18 protein-coding genes are annotated in these 26,059 nt (G+C 43.7%); 11 read left to right on the top strand and 7 right to left on the bottom strand.

Annotation, left to right across the window (positions count from 1 at the left end; genetic code table 11):
* The first annotated feature begins 15 nt into the window (after window positions 1–15).
* From ACYX4N_RS09525 to ACYX4N_RS09515, 3 genes are all read left to right on the top strand, one after another.
* Window positions 16–1,482: a glycoside hydrolase family 28 protein gene (locus ACYX4N_RS09525; protein ID WP_476056391.1), complete on the top strand. Its 1,467-nt coding sequence runs from the start codon at window positions 16–18 to the stop codon at window positions 1,480–1,482.
* A gap of 10 nt (window positions 1,483–1,492) precedes the next feature.
* Window positions 1,493–2,683 carry a pectinesterase family protein gene (locus tag ACYX4N_RS09520; protein WP_476056390.1) on the top strand — a complete coding sequence of 397 codons (1,191 nt, stop codon included), beginning with the start codon at window positions 1,493–1,495 and terminating at the stop codon, window positions 2,681–2,683.
* Window positions 2,684–2,772: 89 nt separating this feature from the next.
* Window positions 2,773–4,896, top strand: coding sequence for a response regulator (locus tag ACYX4N_RS09515; protein WP_476056389.1), 2,124 nt, complete (start codon window positions 2,773–2,775; stop codon window positions 4,894–4,896).
* Window positions 4,897–4,961: 65 nt separating this feature from the next.
* On the opposite strand, the gene ACYX4N_RS09510 is transcribed toward ACYX4N_RS09515, so the two are convergent.
* The 5 genes from ACYX4N_RS09510 to ACYX4N_RS09490 all read right to left on the bottom strand — a co-directional run bounded on the left by ACYX4N_RS09510 (window position 4,962) and on the right by ACYX4N_RS09490 (window position 13,439).
* Window positions 4,962–5,849 (bottom strand): WYL domain-containing protein, encoded by an 888-nt coding sequence (locus tag ACYX4N_RS09510; RefSeq protein WP_476056388.1) that lies wholly within the window; start codon window positions 5,847–5,849, stop codon window positions 4,962–4,964.
* Window positions 5,850–5,964: 115 nt separating this feature from the next.
* The gene (locus ACYX4N_RS09505; RefSeq protein ID WP_476056387.1) at window positions 5,965–6,600 is read right to left on the bottom strand and encodes a PEP-CTERM sorting domain-containing protein; all 636 of its coding nucleotides are present in this window, start codon (window positions 6,598–6,600) and stop codon (window positions 5,965–5,967) included.
* A 12-nt stretch (window positions 6,601–6,612) separates the two neighbouring features.
* Window positions 6,613–10,611, bottom strand: a complete 3,999-nt coding sequence (locus tag ACYX4N_RS09500; protein WP_476056435.1) for an ExeM/NucH family extracellular endonuclease — start codon at window positions 10,609–10,611, stop codon at window positions 6,613–6,615.
* Between the two features lie 417 nt (window positions 10,612–11,028).
* Window positions 11,029–12,948, bottom strand: a complete 1,920-nt coding sequence (locus tag ACYX4N_RS09495) for a methyl-accepting chemotaxis protein (protein WP_476056386.1) — start codon at window positions 12,946–12,948, stop codon at window positions 11,029–11,031.
* A gap of 239 nt (window positions 12,949–13,187) precedes the next feature.
* Window positions 13,188–13,439: a hypothetical protein gene (locus tag ACYX4N_RS09490; RefSeq protein ID WP_474806145.1), complete on the bottom strand. Its 252-nt coding sequence runs from the start codon at window positions 13,437–13,439 to the stop codon at window positions 13,188–13,190.
* Between the two features lie 169 nt (window positions 13,440–13,608).
* Here ACYX4N_RS09490 and ACYX4N_RS09485 point away from each other — a divergent pair, with 169 nt between their 5' ends.
* Entirely contained in the window at window positions 13,609–14,013 is a 405-nt protein-coding gene (locus tag ACYX4N_RS09485; protein ID WP_474806144.1) for a type 2 periplasmic-binding domain-containing protein, read from the top strand.
* Between the two features lie 75 nt (window positions 14,014–14,088).
* Here the strand turns inward: ACYX4N_RS09485 and ACYX4N_RS09480 are convergent, their stop codons facing one another.
* Window positions 14,089–14,997: a LysR family transcriptional regulator gene (locus ACYX4N_RS09480; RefSeq protein ID WP_476056385.1), complete on the bottom strand. Its 909-nt coding sequence runs from the start codon at window positions 14,995–14,997 to the stop codon at window positions 14,089–14,091.
* Window positions 14,998–15,106: 109 nt separating this feature from the next.
* Between ACYX4N_RS09480 and ACYX4N_RS09475 the strand changes: the two genes are divergently transcribed.
* The 4 genes from ACYX4N_RS09475 to ACYX4N_RS09460 all read left to right on the top strand — a co-directional run bounded on the left by ACYX4N_RS09475 (window position 15,107) and on the right by ACYX4N_RS09460 (window position 20,393).
* The gene (locus tag ACYX4N_RS09475; protein ID WP_476056384.1) at window positions 15,107–15,973 is read left to right on the top strand and encodes a type 1 glutamine amidotransferase domain-containing protein; all 867 of its coding nucleotides are present in this window, start codon (window positions 15,107–15,109) and stop codon (window positions 15,971–15,973) included.
* Window positions 15,974–15,987: 14 nt separating this feature from the next.
* On the top strand, window positions 15,988–17,142 hold the full coding sequence (locus ACYX4N_RS09470; protein ID WP_476056383.1) for an iron-containing alcohol dehydrogenase: 1,155 nt from the start codon (window positions 15,988–15,990) through the stop codon (window positions 17,140–17,142).
* Window positions 17,143–17,241: 99 nt separating this feature from the next.
* Window positions 17,242–18,348 (top strand): NADH:flavin oxidoreductase/NADH oxidase, encoded by a 1,107-nt coding sequence (locus ACYX4N_RS09465; RefSeq protein ID WP_476056382.1) that lies wholly within the window; start codon window positions 17,242–17,244, stop codon window positions 18,346–18,348.
* Between the two features lie 158 nt (window positions 18,349–18,506).
* Window positions 18,507–20,393: a putative bifunctional diguanylate cyclase/phosphodiesterase gene (locus tag ACYX4N_RS09460; protein WP_476056381.1), complete on the top strand. Its 1,887-nt coding sequence runs from the start codon at window positions 18,507–18,509 to the stop codon at window positions 20,391–20,393.
* Between the two features lie 95 nt (window positions 20,394–20,488).
* Here the strand turns inward: ACYX4N_RS09460 and ACYX4N_RS09455 are convergent, their stop codons facing one another.
* Window positions 20,489–21,160 (bottom strand): nitroreductase, encoded by a 672-nt coding sequence (locus ACYX4N_RS09455; protein ID WP_476056380.1) that lies wholly within the window; start codon window positions 21,158–21,160, stop codon window positions 20,489–20,491.
* Window positions 21,161–21,389: 229 nt separating this feature from the next.
* Here ACYX4N_RS09455 and ACYX4N_RS09450 point away from each other — a divergent pair, with 229 nt between their 5' ends.
* The 3 genes from ACYX4N_RS09450 to ACYX4N_RS09440 all read left to right on the top strand — a co-directional run bounded on the left by ACYX4N_RS09450 (window position 21,390) and on the right by ACYX4N_RS09440 (window position 26,014).
* Complete coding sequence (locus ACYX4N_RS09450; protein ID WP_476056379.1) at window positions 21,390–22,892, top strand: catalase; 1,503 nt, start codon at window positions 21,390–21,392, stop codon at window positions 22,890–22,892.
* 243 nt (window positions 22,893–23,135) lie between these two features.
* Complete coding sequence (locus tag ACYX4N_RS09445; RefSeq protein WP_476056378.1) at window positions 23,136–24,665, top strand: DUF3369 domain-containing protein; 1,530 nt, start codon at window positions 23,136–23,138, stop codon at window positions 24,663–24,665.
* Window positions 24,662–26,014: a sensor histidine kinase gene (locus tag ACYX4N_RS09440; RefSeq protein WP_476056377.1), complete on the top strand. Its 1,353-nt coding sequence runs from the start codon at window positions 24,662–24,664 to the stop codon at window positions 26,012–26,014. The genes ACYX4N_RS09445 and ACYX4N_RS09440 overlap by 4 nt, the downstream gene beginning before the upstream one ends.
* The last annotated feature ends 45 nt before the right edge of the window (window positions 26,015–26,059 follow it).

Raw genomic sequence — 26,059 nt, 5'->3', positions numbered from 1 at the left:
TGCAAGGAGTCTATGATGGCCCAACCTAAGTCAACGAGCACTAGACGACATTTTTTAAAGTCCGGTCTCGCCACCACTGTAGCAGCTTCTGGGATGGCTGTAAGTGTTCCTACATTTCTATCTGGATGTGCAAGTGTGACCGAAACGGGAAGGACTCAACGCCAGTGGGACGCTGAAGCAAACCTTATTAAAGGGATGATAAAGCGCCCTACCTTTGCAAAGCGCGAAGCTAATGTTACCGACTTTTCAAATGAAAATGGCAGTGACTTTAAGCAAGCATTACATGCAGCTATCGACCAAGTCGCACGCCAAGGTGGTGGCAAAGTGGTTGTGCCAAAAGGCGACTGGCTATGCAGCGGCCCAATTCACTTACAGTCGAATATAAACTTGCATATTGACGCAGGCGCAACAATTCGATTTTCTACAAACCCTGATGATTACAAACCATACGTTTTTACTCGCTGGGAAGGTATGGAGTTGATGGGTTACTCCCCTCTTATTTATGCTTTTGAGCAAAGTAATATCGCAATTACCGGCAAGGGTACGCTTGACGGTAGCGCGGCGAAAGACAATTGGTGGCCATGGAAAGGTAAGTGGAAGGCTTCAACATGGGGTGACGATCCGGTTGAAAACCAAAAATACACCAGAGATACGCTTCAGCAAATGGTAGAAAACGGAACACCCGTTAGTGACCGCGTTTTTGAAAATAATTACCTGCGCCCTCCGTTTATACAACCTTACCGCTGTGAAAATGTACTTATTGAGGGCGTTACCATTCTGCGTTCTCCATTTTGGTTAGTTAACCCTGTGCTTTGCAAGAACGTCACCGTAAACGATGTGTACTGTAAAAGTTTCGGCCCAAATTCCGACGGGTGCGACCCCGAAAGCTGCACAAACGTACTTATATCTAACTGTACATTTGATACAGGGGACGATTGTATTGCCATTAAATCTGGACGTAATGCAGACGGCAGAAGGGTCAATGTTCCCTGCAGCAATATTGTCATAGAACATTGCGAGATGAAGGCGGGGCATGGCGGTGTTGTAATCGGCAGTGAGATATCCGGCGGTGTAGAGAATCTCTATGCGCAGTATTGCACCATGAGTAGCCCAGATTTAGACCGCGGCATTAGAATTAAAACCAACAGTATTCGGGGTGGTCACCTAAAAAATCTAAACTATCGCAATATCGATATTGGGACGGTGAAAGACGCCGTTGTCGTGAATTTCTTTTACGAAGAAGGTGATGCAGGCAACTTCCCTCCTGTATTAGAAGATATCACCATAGAGAACTTGAACGTTGCTTCTGCTAACCGAGCCTTTGTACTTCGCGGGTATGACCATACGCCCATTTCCGGCTTGACGTTAAATAACATAACGATAAAGCGTGCGCTTAAAGATACCGTTATCGAAAATGTAGCGCACCTTTCTATAAATAATGTGTTTATTAATAATCAACCGTTTAACGAGCGTGGGTTGTAGAATAAATACTATGGAATTTGATAAAGCACGAGTCACTCTCAGTTTAGCCTTTGTGTTACTGGCGGGTATATTTTTCAGTGGATTAAGCGTGGCAATGCCAGCAACGACGGATGTAGTGGTAGCTAAATCACATGACAGTAACTTGACTAATGAATCGTTACCTCATTTTAACTCTGTGTCCGAAGCTGTTGCTTATATCGAATCTCACGAGCCACAAAAAGACAAAGTGTGGACCGTTTTTATAAGCGAAGGCATCTATCGAGAACGTGTCGTCATTAACGCTAATAATGTCCACTTGGTAGGCCAGTCGCAAGAAACAACGACTGTCGTTTTCAATCGATATGCAGGTCAAAAGGTCGCAGAGAACTCTGAAGAAAAATGGGGAACCCGCCGCACTGCCACGGTAGAGATTTTAGGTGATAACATCACTATCGAAAATATTACAATCGCCAATGACTTTGATTATCCCGGTAACGAGGTCAAAGCAAAAGATGACCCTACTCGGTTATCAGGTACGCAGGCAGTAGCGCTTAAAACCGATGTGAACTCAGATCGCACTTACCTTAAAAATGTGGCACTCTGGGGTTATCAAGACACCCTCTATTTAAAAGGTGACCGCGCTTTGATTGAAGGCGGAACAATAGCAGGACATATTGACTTCATTTTTGGTGAGGGCACAGCATTTTTTGAGAGCGTTTCAATTGTCTCACGAGCACGTCATTCAGGTGGTGACAGCGAAGGACTTACGGGCTACATAACCGCCCCAAGCACCCATTTACAGCGCCCATATGGACTTACTTTCAATAACTGTAGGCTTGAAAGAGAAAACGATGTTCCAGATGAAAGCGTGGCACTAGGAAGGCCTTGGCACCCAACAACCACCTTTTCAGATGGCCGTTATGCAAACCCTTTCGCTGTAGGCAAAGCGACCTTTATTAATACCTATATGGACACTCATATTACTCCAACTCGATGGACTACTATGGGAGGGACTACACCAAAAGGTACAAAGAGACCATTTAGTCCCCACACAGAAGCACGGTTTTCCGAATACCAATCTTTTGGAGATGGTGCATCTAAAGAAGCCGCATCACCTGCAATTGATTCCCATTTTCTAAACGATAAAGAAGCAGAGTTTTACACTAAGGACGCGGTATTGCGTGGCTGGGAGCCAAACGTTTTTCCAAGCGATGATGAATAGGGTCACTTAAAAAAGTAATTTGCTCAGCACATTGCGTAACCACTTGGCATCTATTATCTTTTAGTTACCACTGTGCATTTCTTTACCTTATGTCCATACGTTTTCGATATATTGTTGCTTTAGCGCTAACAGCATCGCTGATTACCTTGTCTTTTTTAATTCTTTCAGGGTTAATTAAAGAACAAAAGCAAGATGGTGAAATTATCAATATTGCAGGCCAGCAGCGTATGCTGTCGCAACGCATAGCGATGCTGGCAACTTCATCGACATTGTGTGGAAACAGCCAAGAATTAGGCTATTTAAAGCAAGACCTTGCTAAATTTGAACAAAATCATAAGTATCTTACCTCTTTAGAACATCTGCCAATTCAAATCTTTAATACTTATTTTCAGCAAGGACAGCTAGATGCAAAAGTTAAAAACTTCGTCGATAGAGCTGAGACCTTGTTAACAAATGCACGTTGCGAAACGACTTCCCTTATGCCGGTTGAAGAGCTTACGTCGCTTCTACAGCAGCTAGACAATGTTGTGAACCAATTCGAACAGGACGCAACATCACGTGTAGATACCGTCCTTACTATTGAAATGTACCTGTGGCTTGCAGCACTTGCTCTACTGGTTATAGAAGCCGCGCTTATTTTCTTTCCTATGGAGCGTCAGGTTAAACGCTCTATTAACGCGCTAGAGCACTCGAAAGAATTAGCACAAAATGCCGCAGAAAAAGCCGAGAAAGCCAGTAAAGCAAAATCAGAATTCCTTTCAAGCATGAGCCATGAGTTACGTACGCCTATGAATGGTTTATTTGGCATGATAGAGCTGGCGATCGATAATCCGGAAAAAAGTAACTTGTACTTAAAAAAGGCTAAAACAGCCGGCCGGCAGCTATTAGTTTTGATTAATGACATTCTCGACATATCTAAGATAGAGGCTGGCAAAATCAAGATAGAACAAGCCCCTGTTGATTTATTACAAATACTAGACGATGTGGTGTCGTTACAACGGGTTTATTGCCAGCGTAAAGGGCTCGAATTTCACTATTTAAAAGACGCTAATCTTCCCCATGTTATTCAAGGTGATATAACGCGAATAGCGCAAATCTTACACAACCTGCTAAGCAACGCGATTAAGTTTACGGCCGAAGGCTCGGTAACGCTAAAAGTGACACACGCTAAACATGAAAATGGCAATCGCCTTATCTTTGATGTTATCGATACAGGCATTGGCATTCCCTCTTCTAAGCTAGAGAACATTTTTAAAAAATTTGAACAAGCTGACCAATCTACAACACGAGAATTTGGTGGCACAGGGCTAGGGCTAAGTATCGCAAAACAGCTAGCTAACTTAATGGGTGGCGACATAAATGTGGTCTCATTCTCAGGTCAAGGCAGTACATTTACCTTCACAATGCTGACAAGAGAAGCACAGCTCCCAGAAATCGATATTGTGCCTAGCGTTAACTTGCGTTGTGCAATCATTGACGACCTACAAACCAGTCGCGAATACTTTGAGCACATCGTTGCGTCTATGTCGATTAAGCCCTGTAGCTATGAAAGTGCGAAAGCATTTTTAGATGACAAACCGTTTAATTTTGATGTCATAATTCTTGACCTTTCTATGCCAGGAATGAGCGGCGTAGATTTACTTCATCATCTTAAAAATTTAAAACCGCCCAAATTTCCTAAAGTAATATTAATTTCGGCTGAGCTAGAAAGATTGGAAGACGAACACGAAATACTCGAAAGTATTTGGAAGACTCATGCAAAACCAATCAACCGACGTGAACTGGAAAATGATTTAAGTAAGTTGATTGAAACAAAGCCTGTTAGCCGCCAAGAGATTCAAGAACTCAATAAAAAGAAACGGATACTATTGGCTGAAGATAACGAAATTAACGCTGAGATTGTCAAAGCTATATTGCAGACTGAAGGGTACAAATATCTGCATGTTAAGAACGGCCAAGATGCCGTTGAAATATGTAAACGACACAACTTCGACCTGATACTTATGGATTGTAACATGCCGATTATGGGCGGTATTGAAGCCTCAATTATTTTGAGAAAAACCTTAGAGTCCAACACCCCCATCATAGCACTAACCGCTAACGCATTTGCCGAGGACAAAGAAGAATGCTTGGCCGCAGGCATGGATGACTTCCTAGCAAAACCATTGGATAAAGACACCCTATTAACTACCGTTAAAAAATATATTGGGTGACGTACACAATAATACTCCGGGCTTAGTTATGTTTAGCCGTTAGTCTTAACTCAAGCAATCGACTGCTACACAGTGTAGGCTTCTTGTTCCCCTATATATCCTGGGGCAATAGCAAGGTTATCAGTGTCTGCTAGGCTCTGCTGATTTCTAAGCCAAAGCTGGTATTCACCGGTGCGTAAACTGGCATGCTTTGTACAGTCAACATTCCAACGCCTTAACAAATACCCTGCCATAGCCGCACGTACCTCTAATTTGAGTACTCCCTCTTCCATGGCGTAGTCGAGCTCTATCGCAGTAGAATATTTAATATTCTTCGGGTGAGGCACTATTTCAAGAGAAATAAGTCTTCCCCACTCTTCATCGTGTTCAATGCATTCACGAGTTTCAGGCTCAGTTTTAACTGTAACCTTACTAATTCTTGTGAGCACAAAATCGCGAAAACTTTGTGATTTTCTATCGAAGGCGCGCACATGCCAGCGCTGACCGTTATCAACAATACTATGAGGCACGAGTTCACGTGCGCCACTGCCACTAGACAGCGATGTGTAAATAACGCTCATCGCCTTTTTGTTGACTATGGCTTGTACTACTTTCGCTACCACAAAAATATCAGGTACGTTCAGCGAAGACGCACTTTCTACGGGGAAATGTACATCGCCAATAGCATCGAAACCGTCCGATATATCGTTAGCAAGCTTTACCAATGTACGTTTTGCATCGTGTTCAAAAACCGGAACGAAGCTTTCTGTTTGAAAATAACGCTTTTCCCTTGGATCGTAGATTAAGTTATCGGGCGCGAGCTCTTTATACAGAGTAAAGTCACGAGAGCCTGCCGATAGCCCTACCTCAAAACGATTTATTAAATCCTGGCGATGAATAGCCCCTTTAAACAAAAGGCAGAAATCGATATACGCCAGTCGTTGGCGTTGAGAAAAAGAAATGGTTTCTAACATGGTGCGCACTTATTGTATTTTTATTCAGTGTGGTTCATTTAAAGCCGCATGTAAATAGCAAAAGACATAAAAAAGCCCAGCACTTGGCTGGGCTTAAACTTTTAGCATTTATGGTTTATGACTTCGCACGCTTACGAGCGAAAAACATACCACCTAACGCCAGTAGCGATAGCACAAAGGTACCTGGTGCAGGTACTTGGGTAATATCAAAGTTCGCCCCTTTAAATTCGATATCTTGAGGAATGCCCCCACCTAGCGTTCCGCCAAAGCCAAGCGAAGCTGAAAGCGGACTAAATGATGCTCTCCCTACTGCATTTGCGATAAACTGCACTGTGTACAGGTCGTTTATCACGTTTTGAAACTGATACCCTATATCGATGCCAGGCCCTTGGACAGCAAAAGAGCCTACCGTCGCTATGTTACCCTCAATCAGTGGAAGAAATAACTCTATCACTGGTGATGGCATAGGTAACCCAAACGGATCAGCGATTTGCCCAAGTACACCAAATGGGCCTTGAGACGCTGCACTACCCGCAACATAACTCAGTAATGATGTATCAAAACTAAATACAGTATTGTATACATCAAACAACGTGGGCAATGACCCAACATTAGACAAACTAGACAAACTTATAGTGGCCGTAATGGTTTCACCAATATCGTAGCTGGCTTTGTCTGTTGATATTTCAATTATTGCAGCATTAGCATTTAGCGTTACCGCTGCTATAAGCATTAAAAATAACTTTTTCATCTTTTTATCCTATTAACCAACTGCACAAGCGTTGCGTGTACACAATGACATTAGTGCATAGAGATCGAAGATATTTAACACGCCGTCATTGTTGAAATCGTGAGCCTGTAGCGATGCCTGCCTGGTTAGTAAAAGACCATATAAAGCAGTGATGTCGTTGTAATCTACATCTGCATCACCATCCATGTCGCCTACTACAGGCTCTGGCTCACTCGCTTCAGGGAAATCCAATACGACAAGTACTGGGTCGTGATCTGACGAGCGATACGCATCAGCGCCGTAGTAACTAGAAAGCTGGGTTTCAGTCTTATATTCAACGTTATAGTCGAACACGCGAGGTTCATCGGCATTAATGTGCCATACCGTTGCATCTACCACATATTCAGTTAATGAAGGGCTTGATAAGGCATGATCGAGATAACCTACTTCTCCGCCGAAGCTATACGAATATGCACTATCGCCATCAAAGAAGTTAACCAAGTTACTGTAGCCAGCCTCTTCAAGCGCAAGGATAGGTTCCTCTTTCGCATAGGCATTCAAATCACCCATTACGACAACGCGGTCAGACAAGACATCACTGTTTTGCTCAACAAGAGAAATTAGGCCTTGTGCTGCTTGGGTACGAAGTTCGTTCCAACAGCCTTGACCGTCACCTAAATCAGCATTATTGCCTGTAGCACTGCCACAGCTTCCTTTTGACTTAAAGTGGTTTATCGCTAAGGTAAAGTCTTCGCCGTTACTGTTTACATTAAAGCTTTGTAGTAAAGGTTGACGGTTGCCATAGTCAAATGGCGCGTCAGATGAAGTCACAGGGTTACCCTGTAGCGAAACTACTGCTGGTTTATAGATAATACCTACAGCAATTTCATCACCGCCTAGTTGAGACTCTAATGCAACATAGCTGTACTCATCGCTGCCGAGTTCAGCGTTAACGCTGTCAACCAATGTCGCAATCGCCGATTCACTGCTGTAACCATCGTTTTCAATTTCAACAAGGCCAAGTACGTCAGCATTCATAGCTACAATAGCTGCAATGGTTTTCGCTTTCTGACGCTCGAATTCAGCAACTGAATCTGCGCCACGAGATGTGGGGAATTCCGGGCCATTGAAGTAGTTAAGCACATTAAAGCTAGCCACTTTTACATCACCGATAGCATTGAGCTGTGGTGCAGCAATTCGTGGGTTAGTGCCTACGGTTTGAATATCACCAACAGGAATAAGGTTGTAAGCACCAAAGGCGTAATGTAAAACACCTTCCAAAGCTTCGATACTGTTGCCCAAACGTAGAGGGTTGTTGTGCGACAAACCACCTACAGGGAAAGGAATATCATCCAAATTCTGTGATGTTTCTCCGTCATCAACCAATAAGGTATTTCGTGCATTGATTTCGGCTAGTGCCAACGCTTCTTGTGAACCCGCTACAAACTGATTAGTAGGAATGAATAAGCGTTCTGAAGACACGTTGAACTGACCATAACGTCCAAGATTGTAGATATCAGAAACTTTAAGGGTTTGCTCAAAATTAATATGCATGCCCTCTAGTGCTTCTAAATCAGTATCAAGGCTAAATGGCATAGCAACAGGTGTGTAAAGCACATTACTACCTACACCCGTAACCTCGAGTTCTGCAGACAGGGTTAATTGGGTTACACCAAAGCGCTCGCCTACTGTACCTTGCAAACGCACCGCATCCCCTGCTTCTGGCAGATTAAATGAGCCTGCGTAAACGAACACACCTTCAGAAGTTGCCGGGTTATCGTCTGAATCACTTGCTTCTTCCTGAACAAAGAAACCGCTCATGGCAGGTACAACTTTGGTGACTACTGCTTCAACAAACACATCCGTGCCGACTAGCGCTGATTCTTCACCGTCGCCTTGAATTGCGCTGATAAGTACTACTTCAGCAATTGGATCGGTTGGGTCTGTAGGGTCGGTTGGGTCTGTTGGCTCACTTACTGAACCGTTGTGAGAACCAAAATTACTTAGCGTATCTTTTGCAAAGCTATCCCACTCATCAAGAGTAAAAGCAGGGTTTCGATTAGGGTTTCCGCCTGTTACTGAACTCTTACGTACTAACGTGACATCTTTACCCCAATTAGTCTTAACGCCAAAAGTACCTAATGCATCTACTACTTGCCCGTTGTAAACAAGCTCAACGTAATCGTCGCCGTTGAAGTTCATTACGAAACTGCTGAGTGTAGAGCCAGTTGTAAGTAAGGCATCAGCGTCGGCGTGAGCGAATGTTGCTACGCCACCTGCAGGAATTTCACCCTCAAGCGCCAGTACTTTACGGTCGGCGTCGGCAGTATCACCGTTTGAAAGTAAAACTAACTCGTAGCCAGACAAGCTCACAGGTTGAGTCGAGCTATTGAAAAGCTCTATCGCTTTATTAAAGCTACCACCCTCAATATACTCTGAAATGTAAACACTATTGGTTGACGGCCCAGTTTCACCACCTGTGTCACCACCTGTATCGCCGCCTGTGTCACCGCCGGTATCACCACCTGTACCGTCGCAACTGTCGTTATAAATAAGTGAAGCAAGTTCGGGCTTATCAATAAACGGGTTACGGTTCCCTTGGAATTCAAACACACGCTCGTTACGGCGGCGCTCAAATTCATCGACTGGATCGCTCTCGTGCCACTGAAGCAGCACACAAAGCTTACCAAATGCCGCTTCGTCGGTAGACGTTAAGCGGTTTAGCAATACTAAATCTTCTTCGGTATCACCTGCGGTGTTACCGTCGTAACGCACATCCATATAAAGCATAGAGCGAGCTACGTCACCCTTCACTGCATCGCGCGGCTCGAAAGAATCGCTATCAACACGGTTTTCAGGCGCTTCGGCAAGTGCGCTATCGCTGAAGTCAAAGTCTAGATTACCGCGCGAGCTATTTACTGAAATATCTGTGGGACGCAGATGAAGAATATCGCTGTATGCAGTTAAGCTTGTACTTGAAAAACCGTGGCTTTTTGCCCAAACATGTTCGCGGTTCCAATTTTCTTGGTTAGAGCTTTGGCTACCGCTTCCGTTCGTAAACTTACCTTGTGATATCCCTTTGTAAAATAGGATAACATTGTCAGTATCTGCAGGGTCTTCATCGGTATAGGTAAGTGCAGTCCACACCTCAGAGTATGATAGTGTGCGATGACCGTTTTCAATGATGTTGTGTGTTGTTTCTTTAAGGGTTTGTGCACTATCGCCGTTTGCAATAGCGGCATCTAAAGCGGCATAGTAGTCCGACGCCACAAAATCGCTCGCAATATTAACTGCTTCTAAATCTGGGCAGTTAAAGCACGTACCGCTTAAGAAAAGGAGTTCGTTAGAAGGTTCACCACCATTATCGGGGTTATCGCCCCCATCGCCGTTGTCACCACCACCGGTGGCGCCATCGCCGATAACTGAAATACTGTCCAAATTTAAGTATTCTGAGCCAGCGTTATTAGACATGGCAACTTTTAATACTAATGAGCTACCACTTCCAATTGTTTTATTAATCGTGGCACTACCGAAATCATCTTGTACAGTGTTGGATGTACCTTCAGTAAGCGTTATAAGCTCGAAAGCACCGCCATCTAGTGAGTAAAATACGTCGACGTAATCTGCCGCTTCAAACGTACCACTTTGAGAAAGTGCTGCATTAATAGTGATTTCACCGGCACTAGCAATATCGATTGATTCACTCAACCAAACAACTTCGCCATCCACATCGCGGGCTTGCATGGCGCCATTTTCTACACGAAACCAATCTGTAGCTGCAGTTAATGCGCCTGCGGAAACGTCAATTGACCAACGCTCTACGCCTTCAAGATCTAGAACTGCTCCGCCTGGATTAGACCCAGTTGCGCCTTTATCTTGTAGCTCGGCCGCTTCAAAATCTTCCTGCCAAACCGTGTCGGCCGATGCATTAAGTGATACTACGCCCAGTGACAATGCCCCTGCCAACAACGCGTTGACAACTTTCGCTGATTTACTCAGCTTATACTTTTGTGTGTTACCCTCATTAACCATTTTGCTTTCCGCTTTATTTGTATAAGGAAGGTATAAATTCTTATACATACGTATGCGCAGCAAGCACTTAATGAAAATAATAATATAAACGTCACACGCTATATATATCAACAAGTTACAGCTTTAAAATAAGTTTACTTATTCATTAACTCGACTAAACTTTGGTACAGGAAAAGCTGATTTGTAACATTACTAAGTTGTTTCAGTTTTGAAACATTTCCATGCTGTAATCTTGCACATGTTACAATTTAAATGCACAAAAAAAGAGCACCTATAAAGCACTCTTTAATTCTGTGATGGACATTAGACGCACTGACTTACTTTTATTAATGATGCCTCTTTGTCGCTTACGGATTTGCAGGAAAACAGTTTTTACAGCTTTTTCACTGAATAATGGTTTTTCCCTCGAATGGGAATTTAGAACCGATAGCGGCGCAATTGCATTTGCATGGTCTTTATTTGCTGCACTAGTGCTTCACAATTATCAACGACCTCTTTAGCGTAGTCTGTATTGGCTTGGCCTACCTGCTGGATACTGCTCACCCCTCTGTTTACATCGGCAGCAACTGAAGTTTGTCCTTCTGCCAAATTAGCGGCATCCTCGTTCAGCGCAGTGATTCTAGCGACAGCCTCTAGCGCTTGGTTTAACGACTCACCTGCGTGCTTTGTGGTTTCCACAGTCTTAAACGCGGTTTCTTTGTTTAGTTGCATTTTTTCAGAAGCAATACGGCTTCCTTGCTGTAGCCTTTCTATCATAATGCGGATCTCTTCCGTTGAAGCCTGCGTACGACTAGCTAGTGAACGCACTTCATCTGCAACCACAGCGAAGCCCCGCCCCTGTTCGCCTGCTCTGGCCGCTTCAATTGCCGCGTTGAGTGCAAGCAGATTGGTTTGCTCTGCAATGTTTCTAATGACTTCCATAACGCCACTGATTTCCTCGCTGGCCTGTGCTAGTTCATTGATTACTTGCACTGATGCGTCGACGTCATTCGCTTGCGATTGGATATCTTTGATAGTTTCAGACAAAACGGTCACGCTGTTTCTTGTATCCGTATCAGCAGCACTAGCTGCGTCACTCGAGCTTCTTATAGTAGTAGAAACACTTTGTGCGTTTTGCTGCATCAACGTTATCGCGTTGTCGATGGATTCGGTTTCTTGACTAAGCTTCGAAACGGTCTCCTTAGAACTCATTGCAGTAGTATTTAGCGCTTCTGATTTTGCCAACATATTATCAGTGGCTTCATCCACGCTTTGAAGTGTTTGTTGTAGTTGAGTAAGTAAACCATTGAAGGCTTTAGCCATGGTACCAAACTCGTCACTGCGGCTTGCCTCAAAGCGAAAGGTAAGATCTCCTTCACCGGTTGAAAGGTTATTAACCACACCAATAAACTCATCGAGTGGTTTTCCAACGATATATTTCACCAATAACCAAACAGTGAGTAAAACCCCCGCGCTGGCCAGCACAATTTTGAGCACTACAGTTATCACCGATCTGCTAACCATCGCCGCTTTCTCGGAAGCTGACGCAGCTAATATGATGTCATAGCCCCATTTAGAAAAAGGCACCACTTCTACAATCCAATTTTCATTTTGATTCAAGGCTTGGGTTACGTTTGCATCGGTAACATGCGATGAATGCATGCGAATGTTACCCTTTGCATCTCGTAGCGCTACGAATCCATCCTCTAAAACATGACTTTGCTTTATCGCTTGCTCTAAAACATGAAGGTCTGCAGAATATCCCACATACCATATACCTACCACTTGTCCGCTGGCGTCAAACATGGGTTCGTAACCTGTCAGATAGGGGCTACCTAGAATATCCACTGCACCATAGTAAGCTTGCTGCTGATTTATTTTCTGAATCGCTTTCCCCGACGGTGCTAATTTAGTGCCTATTGCTCGCTCACCATTTTTGATGACGTTTGTGCTCACTCGTATATAGTCATCACCGGTTTTACTGAAAAGCGTTGCTGTACCTCCCATTACGCTGGTCAACCCATCAACTAACTCAAAATCGTTTGCTTGCGGAACATTCCCTAGCCTTAACTCTAGTGCCTGCGTTGCTTTTACATTGATGTAGTCACCCTGATTGGGAGCACCTAAGGCTTCTCCTCGCTGCTTCAGTAGCGCCATACTGCTCTTCACTCGCTCAAGCATAATGGCGTCGGTCACAGTTAGAATGTTGACTAAGCGGTCGGCAGTGTTTTTCTTCTGCTCTTTAACAAGCTCAGAAATAGACGACGAGGTGGTGACCACAGTGATAATTGCTACAATCAGTGCGAACAAGGCAATGACTGCAGAAACCGAGAACAGAAATTTTCTTTGAATGGACATGCAACATCTCAGGTTAACAGTTAGGTAATAACTCACTCCTTTGACTTTTAATCCATACCATACACGCTTGCCTTTTCGTTTTAGCGGGCTCACGAGTTATTTTATAAATCTAGGCAATTTTTGTGTCAGTGCAAATTGCCCAAATGATTAATTTTTCAAAATTTCCGCAAAAACAAAAATAATGACTTTATTTGTGCGTTACGACACCTTTCTTGAAACCTTGTCACAATCTCAAAATGTCACTTCATATGCACTTTACCGCCCACTATTTTAAGCGCGGGAGTTCCCCGAATCATTGTATTTCTGGCAAACTGAACATTACATGATGGGCAGATCCCCTCTTCATTAGTGTAGTCTTCAACAATCCGCTCTTTAAAGCATTTCACCAAAGCTCCCTTGCCACCTTTTCGGTATTTAAGTAGTTGGAATCTACATTTGGCGCAAAAGATCTGAACGGTTTTCACCGGCCCTTTTGCATTGGGTTTTGCCATAGCGTTTTTTTCTCTCCTTAAATTGGAAATTTCACCTTTTGTTGAAGTGCGACAAATTACAAATCTTGGTTATACTTCTCAAAGGGTGATGTGCCCTTTCACAATAATGTCTCTGCAGTTTATCAACGTAGCAATTTAGCTGACAGAGAAAGGACTAAAGGTAATACCAATGAAGATAATTGCAGCCCTGTTTTTAATTTTATCGGCACCACTTTATGCGGGCACTGCTGTAATTGTAAATGCCAACAACAATTCAGGTATAGATATCGACACAGTGAAAAAGATTTACCTGGGAAAGGTGAAAGCATTTCCAGATGGCAACCGCGCCATTCCACTCACGTTCGAGCAAGGTAATGCAGCGAGAGATGCTTTTAATAACAGTGTGTTAGGAAAATCGGAATCACAATATTCTGCATTTTGGTCGAAGCTAGTTTTTACTGGTCGCGGTACACCACCTGAGATGATTGCATCGGAAGATGAAATGTTGAAATTAGTTGCGACAAATCCAAATACAATTGGATTTATCGATGAGAGCAAAGTTGACGACCAAGTAAAGGTTGTTGGCACGTTTTAAACTGCCCCCTATAAAAAGCTTATTTTAGTCACAGTGCAACACACATTTCTGCGTGTCGCACTGTGTATCTCCAAGTTAGTCTGGGTAACTGGCTAGATAATTAATATTGGCAAATGCCATTATCACGTCTTTCGCAAAGTCTACTCTAGGATGTCGCAGCGCACCTTTCTTCCATACCAAGTAAATCTCGTTTTCAGGCCCACTCTTTCCAAGTGGAATAAGTTCACCTTTGGCGATGGCTTCTTTACAAAGGTAATCCGGCAACACGGAATAGCCTATACCAGCCTTTATAATACTACTTATGGCGCGAATATCTGGGCATATTGCGGCTACAGGTGACTCGCATGGTGCATTAAACACTTCTGAAAAATATCGGCGAATAAGCGGTAGTTGCTCGTCATAGCTTACTACCTTGTGTTGATTCAATAATGACGCCGTAATCTCTTTATCGCCAATTAATTTACCTTGAACCCGGTTCATCACTAAAATTAAACGCTCTTTGTCCAACATCTGATATTCATACGTGGCTTCTGTAGGCTCAGATGCGGTGATGGCAAGTTCAGCGACGTCGTCTTCTAACAGTTGATAAGTGTTATTTTTATTACCTGTATGGATTACTAAATTTACTTTATCTGCTTGAAGTAAATTGGCCAACGCAGGGCCCGCAACAAAGCTTAAATACTCTGCTGGGCCGGCTAAGTGCAAGGTACCGTGGTCGGTAGATGCGCGACTTCGAATAGATGCTACTTTTTGTTCTAGTGTATCTATGTGACTGGCTACTTGTAGCGCTAAATCATCGGCAATTGCGGTAGGCTCAACGCCCCGAGCTTTGCGTACAAACAACTCTTTACCGACAATATGCTCCATTGCCTGAATATGTGAAGTCACTGCAGGCTGCGACATATGAAGCCGCGATGCTGCACGTGTGATGTTGCCGCTTCGATAAACTTCTACAAAGGTTTTTAACTGTGTTAGGTAAGACATGACTTTCCACCCATCAGATTTTTGATGACTCATCATAATTTATCTGACTTCTGCTTTTAAACCAATAACTCTAAGATGCACGCACTTTCAAATGCGACAGGAAATGCACATGAAAACATCATCATCAATTCTATCACTTGCCATCATCGCTGGGTTATCACAGTCGGCATATGCTGCAGACGCTCAGTCATCAAAAGCCAGTAAAGGCGAAGTGCTTGTTCTACTTTCAAGCGAAAATGTAATGCAGCTTGCAGAAGGGAAAACCGAACCTACCGGCTACTACCTCAACGAGTTTGGCGTGCCAGCTAAGGCTTTAGTAGATGCGGGCTACAAGCTAGTATTGGCAACACCTAAAGGCAATGCGCCAGCGGTAGATAAAAAGTCTGTTATTCCACAGTACTTTGATGGCGGCGAATCACAAATGCGAGATATTCAAACATTTGTTGCATCAATAGATGGAATTAATGACACATTGTCATTAAATGAAGTTATTGCAAAAGGGCTTGATGAGTTTGAGGGTGTATTTATCCCCGGTGGGCATGCTCCGCTTATCGATTTAGCAAACAACCCTCAAGTGGGCGAGATTTTGTCTCACTTTCACAATGAAGGAAAACCCACTGCCGCAATTTGCCATGGCCCAATCGCCTTACTTTCTGGGCAATCTAACCCAAAGGCATTTGAGCTGGCATTGAAAACAGACGAGCAAGCCACATCTGACAATTGGATTTATGAAGGCTACAAAATGACAATCTTCTCTACACCAGAAGAAGAGTATTTTGAAAGCACTTTAGATGATGCAAAGCTATTATACTACCCAGCAGATGCCATGACGCAAGCGGGTGGAAATATGGAATACAAAGAAATGTGGGCGCCAAATGTAGTAGTAGACCGTGAACTTATTACTGGCCAAAACCCATTCTCTGACGAACTGCTAGCTGAGAAGCTATTACAACAGCTAAATTCACAAACTAATTAAGGGCAGGCAACACGATGCTTAATTTTACATTTAAAAATCAAACCGAAATTTTGTTCGGCAAAGGTCAACTAAGTGAAGTGTCTTCACGTTTGCCGGAACAAGCAAAAGTCCTCTTCCTGTATGGTGGCGGCTCAATTAAGAAAAATGGTATTTACGATAAAGTAAATGCCGCGCTGGAAGGCGCTGACGTTATTGAATTTCAAGGCGTCGAACCAAACCCAGAATTCGAAACATTGATGAAAGCGGTGAATGTGGCCCGTGAAAATGACGTTAACTTCATTCTTGCTGTAGGCGGCGGAAGTGTTATCGACGGCGCAAAATTTGTGGCAGCGGCAGTAAACTTTGAAGGAGACCCATGGGATATATTAATCAAGGGTGCATCTTTCGAAAATCCACTACCTATTGGCGCAGTGCTTACACTGCCTGCAACAGGCTCTGAGAGTAACGGCAACTCGGTAGTAAACAGAAAGGAAACTTCACAGAAGCGCGCGTTTTCATCGGAAACGGTACAGCCAGTATTTGCTGTACTTGACCCGGAATTCACATATTCACTACCGCCTCGCCAAGTTTCTAACGGTGTAGTTGATGCATTTGTTCACGTAATCGAGCAGTACCTAACTTACCCAGTGAATGCGCCGCTTCAAGACCGTTTTGCAGAAGGTATTTTACAAACCTTAATCCAAGAAGGTCCAAAGGCCCTAGCAACACCTGAAGACTACGACGTACGTGCAAATGTGATGTGGTCAGCAACTATGGCACTTAATGGCCTTATTGGAAAAGGCGTACCACAAGACTGGGGTACTCACATGATTGGCCACGAACTAACGGCCTTACACGGTTTAGATCACGCCGCAACGTTAGCTATTGTGTTGCCTTCGCTTATATTCGTGCAGCGCGACAAGAAGCAGGAAAAAATACTGCAGCTAGGCGAGCGCGTCTTCGGTATTCAAGAAGATGACAAAGAAAAAGCCATCGACTTGACCATTAAGGCTGTACAAGACTTTTTCGAAACCATGCAGGTAAAAACCCGCCTATCAGACTACGACATTGAAAAGTCTGCAATTGATGGGCTTATCGACAACTTAGAGCGCAACGGATTAACAGCGCTTGGTGAGCATGGCGATATCGACCTGGCAAAAGCCCGCGAAATTTTAACCCTCGCAGCATAAGCCTGGTTGCATATGACGCAACGCGCATATGTTTTTTATACATTTAAGTACCCAGCATAGTCTGGGTACTTTTTATTCTTATCCTATTTAGAGAGAAATATGACTGCACTATTTGAACAGTTTTCGCTAAAAGACGTCACGCTTCGCAATCGTATTGCTGTACCTCCTATGTGCCAATATTCGGCAGAAGACGGCTTTACCAACCAATGGCATGAAGCAAACTATCAGTCGTTCGCCCGTGGTGGCGCAGGGCTTGTAATCGTTGAAGCTACAGCGGTTTCTCCGGAAGGTCGTATTACGCCAAATTGCTTAGGCATTTGGAAAGACGATCACGTTAGTGGCCTTAAAAACATCGCAGAGCGCATCAAAAGTCACGGCGCGGTTGCAGGTATTCAAATTGCTCATGCAGGACGAAAAGCTAGCGCTAACCGTCCTTGGGAAGGCGACGATCACATACAGTCAAGTAAAGAAAATGGTTGGCAGCCTATTGCTCCTTCTGCAGAAGCGTTTGGCGCGCACCTGCCGGTAACACCTACCGAAATGACTAAAGCCGACATTGAACGCGTTAAGGCCGACTTTGTTAAAGGCGCCGAGCGTGCACTTGAAGCTGGGTATGAGTGGCTAGAACTTCACTTTGCTCACGGTTATTTAGCTCAAAGCTTTTTCTCGAAACACGCGAACAAGCGTACAGATGAATACGGCGGTGACGCACAAGGTCGCGGACGCTTCTTGCTTGAAACACTAAGCGCAGTGCGTGAAGTTTGGCCAGAAAACCTACCGCTAACAGTGCGTTTTGGCGTTATCGAATACGATGGTGAAGACGAGCAAACACTAAGCGAATCTATCGAACTCATTAAACAGTTTAAAGAAATTGGTGCTGATTTTGTAAGTGTTAGCGTGGGCTTCAATACCCCTGAGGCCAATATTCCGTGGGGCCCAGCTTTCTTAGCGCCTGTTGCAAAACGCGTACGAGACGAAGCTGATATCCCTGTTGCAACGGCTTGGGGTGTAGACACACCAGAGCTAGCTAACGAGACTATCGAAAACCAACAGCTTGACGTTGTGATGGTAGGCAGAATGCACCTTACCAACCCACATTGGACCTACTTTGCAGCAAAACAGTTAGGCGTTGAAAAACCATCATGGGTTATGCCTGCGCCTTACGCACACTGGTTGGAGCGCTACGCGCCGTCTGACGAGAGATAGCGCTTAATTCAGGCAGTAAAACAGAACGTTTTACTGTCTTTCTTTAACTCCATACATTATTCGCTTTAATTTACGGCGTAATACATAGACTTATATACACTTGCTTTTTATAAGGTTAAGTTTAAAGTTGACATTCACTTACTTCAAAAACTTAGCGAATGAAGGCTGGCAAAATACTTTCCCCATCTTTAGACACAGATGACCTGATAACAATTAGAAGGCATCGCGTTACTCAAATAAGTACAATGACATGCTTTGGGCTGTTTATCTCATTATTCGCTGCTAGAGACATCACCTTCGATATAATGCTCGTAGCGTTAGCAGCAATGTTCACTGCGGCAATACTCGCTTACAAACATTTTGTTGTCGCCAGCAGTTACCTACTTTTAGTCGCCCTGTCGTCTATGCTGTTTGCCCTATCAGCAACAGGTGCAGGCACTTTCGATATCGCGATGCTTGGATATCCAGCCATTATTATTTTTGCGGCTCTACTCGGCGGCATTGGGCTCTTTGGCACGGTGTTATCTCTCGTATTAGTGCAATGTATTTTCCTTACATGGCTCGTTATGAAAGGCGTCATTACGCCCAATACGCCTAAACTAACGTGGTCTCATTTAACTTTTATTATGATCATTTTTGTGATCACAGGTTTCTGTGTGTTCATACTTGTGCAGGATATTCGTCGGCTTATGACATCTCTACAACTTGAATACACAAAGGTTAAGAAAAATAGAGAGCATATCCAGTATTTAGCCCATCATGACCCACTTACAAACTTACCCAATAGGCTCTTGGGAGAACGCTTATTTAACGAAAAACTAGCGCAAAGCGAAGCTAATGGATTGCAATTGGCACTAGCTTTTATTGACTTAGATAATTTCAAACCTGTAAATGACGCGTTGGGTCACTCCGCTGGAGACCGTTTCTTACAGCATATTTCGCAATTAATAAATGAGAAGCTTTCTGACGATGAATGTCTTATTCGATTCGGTGGTGACGAGTTTATTGTGCTTGCTGCAAATATTACCGACCGCAAGCACATAGAAACCTTGTGTGAGCGTTTAATTGAGTGGTGCTCTTCTGAGTTTGAAGTATTTCAAACTAACATAGTGGTTTCAGCCTCAATTGGCGTAGCAATAGCACCAAATGACGGGGCTAAGTTCAAACAGCTCTGTAGAAAAGCAGATGTAGCCATGTATGAGGCCAAGCGAAATGGTAGAAACCGCTTTGAATTTTACGATGTGAAGTTTGACGAAGAAAGCGATGAAAAGTTTTCGCTGATTCAGCGGCTACGACCTGCTGTTCTTGCCAACCAATTTGAAGTGTATTACCAGCCCCTGATTGATTTAAAGTCTGGCCAGATTTGTTCGGTTGAAGCATTAGTGCGCTGGCCACAAGAAGATGGGTCACTAGTGTTTCCCGATAAGTTTATTCCATTGGCAGAAAGTAGCGGGCTCATCAACCCATTAGGTGAATGGGTGCTAATTCAAGCATGCCTTTTCTGCGCTAAACTGCATCGCAATGGACACAGTGAAATATCGGTTGCCGTTAACTTATCATTCGCGCAGTTTAAAGACGGAAACCTTCCCAGCATTGTAAAGCGCGCGCTAGATTTAACACAACTTAATCCCAAATTTTTAGAACTTGAGCTTACTGAATCAATTCTCGCTGACGAATACGGAAGTATTCCTGAGCAGCTTGAAAAAATGAAAAATCTTGGTGTTCAATTTGCTATCGACGACTTTGGTACGGGTTACTCCAATTTAAATTACCTTCGCAAATTCAATGCGAACAAGCTTAAAATAGACCGAATTTTTATTAACACATTAGGTCTTGACGAAAACGATGCCCCCTTGGTTTCAGCAATTATCAATATTGCGGAAAGTTTGGGAATGGTGACTGTTGCAGAAGGAATTGAACATGAAGCAGCGCTCAGAAAATTAGAGGAAATGGGATGTGACGTTGGACAAGGTTTCTATTGGAGTAAACCTGTTCCCGAAAAACAGATTGAAGCACTTATCGCATCGCAATCTTACGCTTTGTAAGGCTTTGCCACATTTTGCTTCAATCACTGTTCTTAGCGCCTTACATTAAAAATAAAAAGCCGTTTAAAAAACCATCAATTTGAAAAATTCATTGTTTAAAACCCGTGATACGTCACAAACTCTTCGTTGTCAGCACGAGTTGAGCGAACATCGTTTGCGGGGAAATCTGGGTCTGGGTAACCTAGCGCAATACAAATCATAATGGCTTCATCATCTGGAATATTAGCGTGCTTATGTACTACTTCAGACTGCATAATACCTTGTCCATTGATAACGCAACCCAGACCTAAATCCCACGCTGCGAGAACAATACCGTAGGCCAAAGAACCCAAGCCAAACTGTGTTATGCCCGCAGGCTCTAAAGACTTGTCGTAAGTAAGCACAAGAGATACCGGCGCATCAAATTGCCTAAAGCCTCGCATCATCCAATCCATACGCTTTTCTTTGTCTTCACGGGCTATGCCCATTACATCGAATAATTGTATAGCTACATCAATTTGACGCTGACGATGAATACCCTCGTAGTCCTCTTTATAAGGAAAGTCTCGAACGTGAGGCTTACCCTCCAATGTGTTTTTGGTGTTGCCCTCGCGAATCTTGTCTAACACGTCGCCTGTTACTGCGTGTATTTTCCATGTTTGCGTGTTGTATGAAGACGGCGCCCACTTCGCTGCGTTAATAATGGCGTCTACTGTTTCCTTAGTTACCGGCTGCTTAGTAAACCCTCGAACACTTTTTCTTGATGCTGCAAACTCCGCAAAATTCATACACTTCCTTAAACGCGGTTATTAGAACTGTTAATTTAGAGTAAACACGAGAAGATATGTCTTCAATAGGCAGGCATGCTTATTAAGATTGATTGTTTTTATAGATATATATAGAAGTTTGTAAACCCTTTCACAAAGCCCCCCGTAGCAAATGCATATCATGAGTCAATCACACATGATGTTTATGGACGTTTGGCTTTAAAAAAAAGCATATGAAAGGAGTTTTATAATGGCTAAGAAACCGCAATTAACCACGTCGGCAGGCGCCCCTGTAGTAAGTAACGAAACCACTAAAACGGCCGGAGAGCGTGGCCCCGCCCTTTTACAAGATTATCAGCTCATTGAAAAGTTAGCCCACCAGAACCGTGAACGCATTCCAGAGCGCGTAGTCCATGCAAAAGGCTGGGGTGCCCAAGGCACATTTACTGTTACACATGACATTACCGACTATACATGTGCCGACTTGTTCTCAGAAGTCGGTAAACAAACAGAAGTCCTAAGTCGCTGGTCAACTGTAGCAGGTGAATCTGGTGCCGCTGATACCGAACGTGATGTACGCGGCTTTAGCCTGAAGTTTTACACAGAGCAAGGTAACTGGGACATGGTAGGTAATAACACCCCTATCTTCTTTATCCGCGACGGATACAAGTTCCCAGATTTCATTCGCACGCAGAAACGTCACCCTAAAACTAACCTGCGTTCTCCAGAAGCCATGTTTGACTTTTGGGCTGGCCAACCAGAAAGTGTACACCAAGTCACTATTTTAATGTCAGACCGTGGTATTCCTGTATCGCCAATGCACATGAATGGTTATGGCAGCCACACCTTTAGCATGTGGAATAAAGACGGCAAACGTCACTGGGTGAAATTCCACTTCAAAACCCAACAGGGCATCAAAAACTACACTAATGAAACATCTGAAAAAATCATTGGTAGCACGCGCGAAAAATACCAAGAAGAGTTGTACAACGCTATAGACGAAGGTAACTTCCCAAAATGGACCATGTATATTCAGGCTATGCCTGAAGAAGAAGCTGGCCAGCAAAGCTATAACCCATTTGACCTAACTAAAGTTTGGCCACACGATGACTACCCACTTATTGAAGTAGGCGAACTGGAGATGAACAGAAACCCAGAAAACTACTTCCAGTTGGTTGAAAACGCAGCTTTTAGCCCGTCGAATGTCGTGCCTGGTATTGGTTTCAGCCCAGACAAAATGCTTCAAGCCCGTATTTTTTCATATGCTGATGCACACAGGTACCGCTTGGGCACGCACTACGAGGCTCTACCGGCTAATGCGCCAAAAAACAGTAAAGTGAATCACTATCACAAAGACGGTTCGATGCGCTTCTTTACCAACGACTTTGGTAATCCAGATGCCTATTACGAGCCTAATCAATACGAAGGCCCAGTGGCAGATTTTTCAGTGAAAGAGCCGCCGCTTCGTATTGATGGCGATGCCGACAGATATCATCAAGATGATGTTGATGTCGATTACGTGCAGCCGCGCAAGCTGTACGAAATGTTCTCAGACGATCAAAAGGAACGGCTGTACAAAAATTACGCTGCCGCAATGGGCCCATGCTCTGATAGCGTAAAAGAACGCTGGTACGCTGTGTTAGAAAAGGTTCATCCAGACTACGCAGCAGGTGTTCGCAACGCGGTTGAAAGCCTAGATACTGACGTAAACACTGTACCCATTACAGAGAACACCCCTATCGAAGATAGTTAAACTAGCTTGTTATTGTTTAACACTCTTACCTGGTTGGTATCTATTGCAGGTACCAACTGGGTAATTTAGTTATTAAAGATGACGAATTTTTAACGTATCTCCCCTCTTGCTTACATTTGCAGCATTCGACTTTTCTTAATAAATCAACGGCATTCAACTTTAGAACAAAACTTAACTCGCAAATTTGCGAGATTGAATTTTGTGGCTTACGTTTAGGGTATCTAATCGTTCACTGCACTGTGTATGTCGTTATTCAAAAAGTCTAAAACTGAACAAAACACCCCGCGTTTAGCGCCGTGGAAAATTGCCATTATTGATGATGAAGAAGGCGTTCATGAGGTTACCAAACTCACACTGCGCAAATTCAATTTTGAGAAGCGTGGCGTAGAGTTTTTATCTGCCCATAGTGGCGAAGAAGGTTTAGCGCTATTCAAAGCTAACCCTGATATTGCGCTTGCGTTTGTTGACGTAGTGATGGAAACCGACGACGCTGGATTGAAACTGGTAGATGCTATTCGCAACGAACTACAAAACCACGTTACTCGACTAATACTGCGAACAGGCCAGCCCGGGCAAGCGCCTGAAGAGGATGTTATTAGACGGTATGACATCAATGACTATAAAGCCAAGACGGAGCTTTCTTCATTAAAGTTAAAGTCATGCGTTTATACCGCTATTCGCTCTTATCGTGATATACAAACCATAGAGCAAGGTAAGCGTGGTATGGAAGATGTATTAAAATCATCTTCCTCTGTACTGGCAAGCCAGTCGCTAGCTCAATTCGGTACTGCGGTACTCAAACAAACGCTTACCCTCCTCAATTTAAACAACTCTGTGTTATACCTGTCTACCCAGCATACCGATCTGTATGGCGATACGAGTATGACCGTATTGGGGGCAAGCGGAGACCTCGTTGGTTTATGTGAACCAGGTATCTCAACACGTATACCAGAAGACATTGAAGAAGAGGTTAAACAGGTACTGGCGAATAAATCGCACTATCAAAGCGATACAGTATTTATCGGCTATTACCCCACAGGTGAAGACAGTCATAATATTTTGTATGTAAAGCTAGACCAACCTTTAGATGCAATGCAAAGAAAAACACTGGAAATGTTTGCATCCAATGTAGCGGTTATTTTTCAGAATCTCACGCAAAAAGAAGATATACAAAAAACACAGAAAGAACTCATCATGGTGCTAAGCGACGCAATCGAGATGCGTAGTAAGGAAACTGGCGGCCACGTTAGACGCGTTATATTAATGACAGAGTTTCTAGCAGAAAAGCTGCACATGAGCAGAGAGTTCATAGATACCATTCGCTACTCTGCAGCCCTCCACGACGTGGGTAAAATCAGCATACCAGAATCTATTCTACACAAGCCAGGAAAGCTTGACCCTGAAGAGTGGGAAATTATGAAAACTCACGCTCAGAAAGGTTATGAACTGCTTGCCGGCTCTGATCGCATTGTTGCCAAGATGGGTGCAATCATCGCCAAAACACACCATGAAAGATGGGACGGTAAAGGCTACCCTGACGGGCTTGCCGGAGACAACATCCCCGTTGAAGGGCGTATTATGGCGATTGTTGACGTAGTCGACGCCCTGCTTTCTAAACGGTGTTACAAACCTGCATGGAGCGTTGATGAGGTAAAAGCTTACCTTGAAGAAAACGCAGGAAAACAATTCGACCCGCTAATAACCCATATAATGCTAGAGCACTTCGATAGAATACTTGAGATCCGTGCCACAGAACCGGACGAAGATGAATGAAAGAAAACCTAGAGTTAATTTTACTACGCGTTAGCCAAAGCCCAGACATTGATAAAGGTGAATTAGACGTTGCCTCAAGACTGATTATCAACTCTGTGTGTGAAGGCTTGGAAATTACTCGAGCAGGTATTTGGTTATATGATGAAAACCAAACTCTAGTGCAGTGCACATTGCTTATAGACAAAGGCAATGATCTTGATAACGAGAGTTTAGTGCTAACTCGAAGGGATTTTCCGCATTACTTTGAAGCGCTTGATTCAGGTAGGACAATCGCCGCTCACGACGCGCTCACCGATGTTGCGACATTTGAATTTGCCGAAGTATATCTTACGCCTCTGGGCATAAGCTCTATGCTGGATGTCCCTATTCGCCACCGCGGTAAGATGATAGGAATAATTTGCTGTGAACACCAAGGTAAGGCTCGTGAATGGCTTGACGATGAAATGGTATTTGCGGCTTCGCTTGCCGATCTTTACGGGCGAGCGGTAAGCGCTAACGAACGGGCTGACTATGAGCAACAGCTTATAGAAGCTAACCAGAATCTTGAGCAAAAAGTCATAGATCGCACTGCCGAACTTGAAGCTGCGCAAGAAAAACTTGTTGAATCAGAAAAAATGGCTGCCCTGGGTAACCTTGTTGCCGGTATTGCACACGAAGTTAATACACCGTTAGGCATTGCGCTTACCTCGGTAAGTAACTGCAAAGAAGAACTCAAAGAGATTTATCGAGATTTCGAAAATGGTGAACTAACAGAAGAAGGTTTTAAAGATTTTGAAGCGATTTGCACTGAGGGGTTAACGTTAGCTGAAACAAGCCTGATGCGGGCCGCGAACCTAGTTCAAGACTTTAAGCGAACCTCTGCCGACCAAACATCGCTGGAAATTGAAGAAATCGCGCTGGATGAATACATACCGCGGGTTTGTAATCCATTAAAGCCCATGCTACGCAAGGAGCAAATAGAGCTTAGTATAGATGTTACACCTGATTTAGTTATCACTACCTGCCCTGGCATTATCGCCCAGTTGCTTACGAATTTGATATCGAACGCGCAACGTCATGCTTTTGGCCCATCAGTAAATAATGGGGTAAATAAAGTTGCCGTAAGCTGTAGCCAAAACGACAAGGGCGTTGTGGTAAGCGTTCAAGATAACGGAAAAGGCATTCCTGAAGAATTTCATAAAAAGGTGTTTGAGCCCTTTTATACAACCGCTCGCGATAAAGGCGGCACCGGTTTGGGCCTAAATATACTGTACAATCTTGTTCGCCAAAAATTTAATGGCGAAATTGATTTAGTATCGTCGCCTGGTGAAGGAACCACGGTAACGGTTTGTATACCTGTCGAGAGTTAGTGCAGTTACCGCCCTATCGCCCATTTGTTTGGGTTTAAACTGACG

The organism is Alteromonas sp. ABH4_452 (genome assembly GCF_056311825.1).
This window is presented reverse-complemented; position numbering and strand designations above follow the sequence as displayed.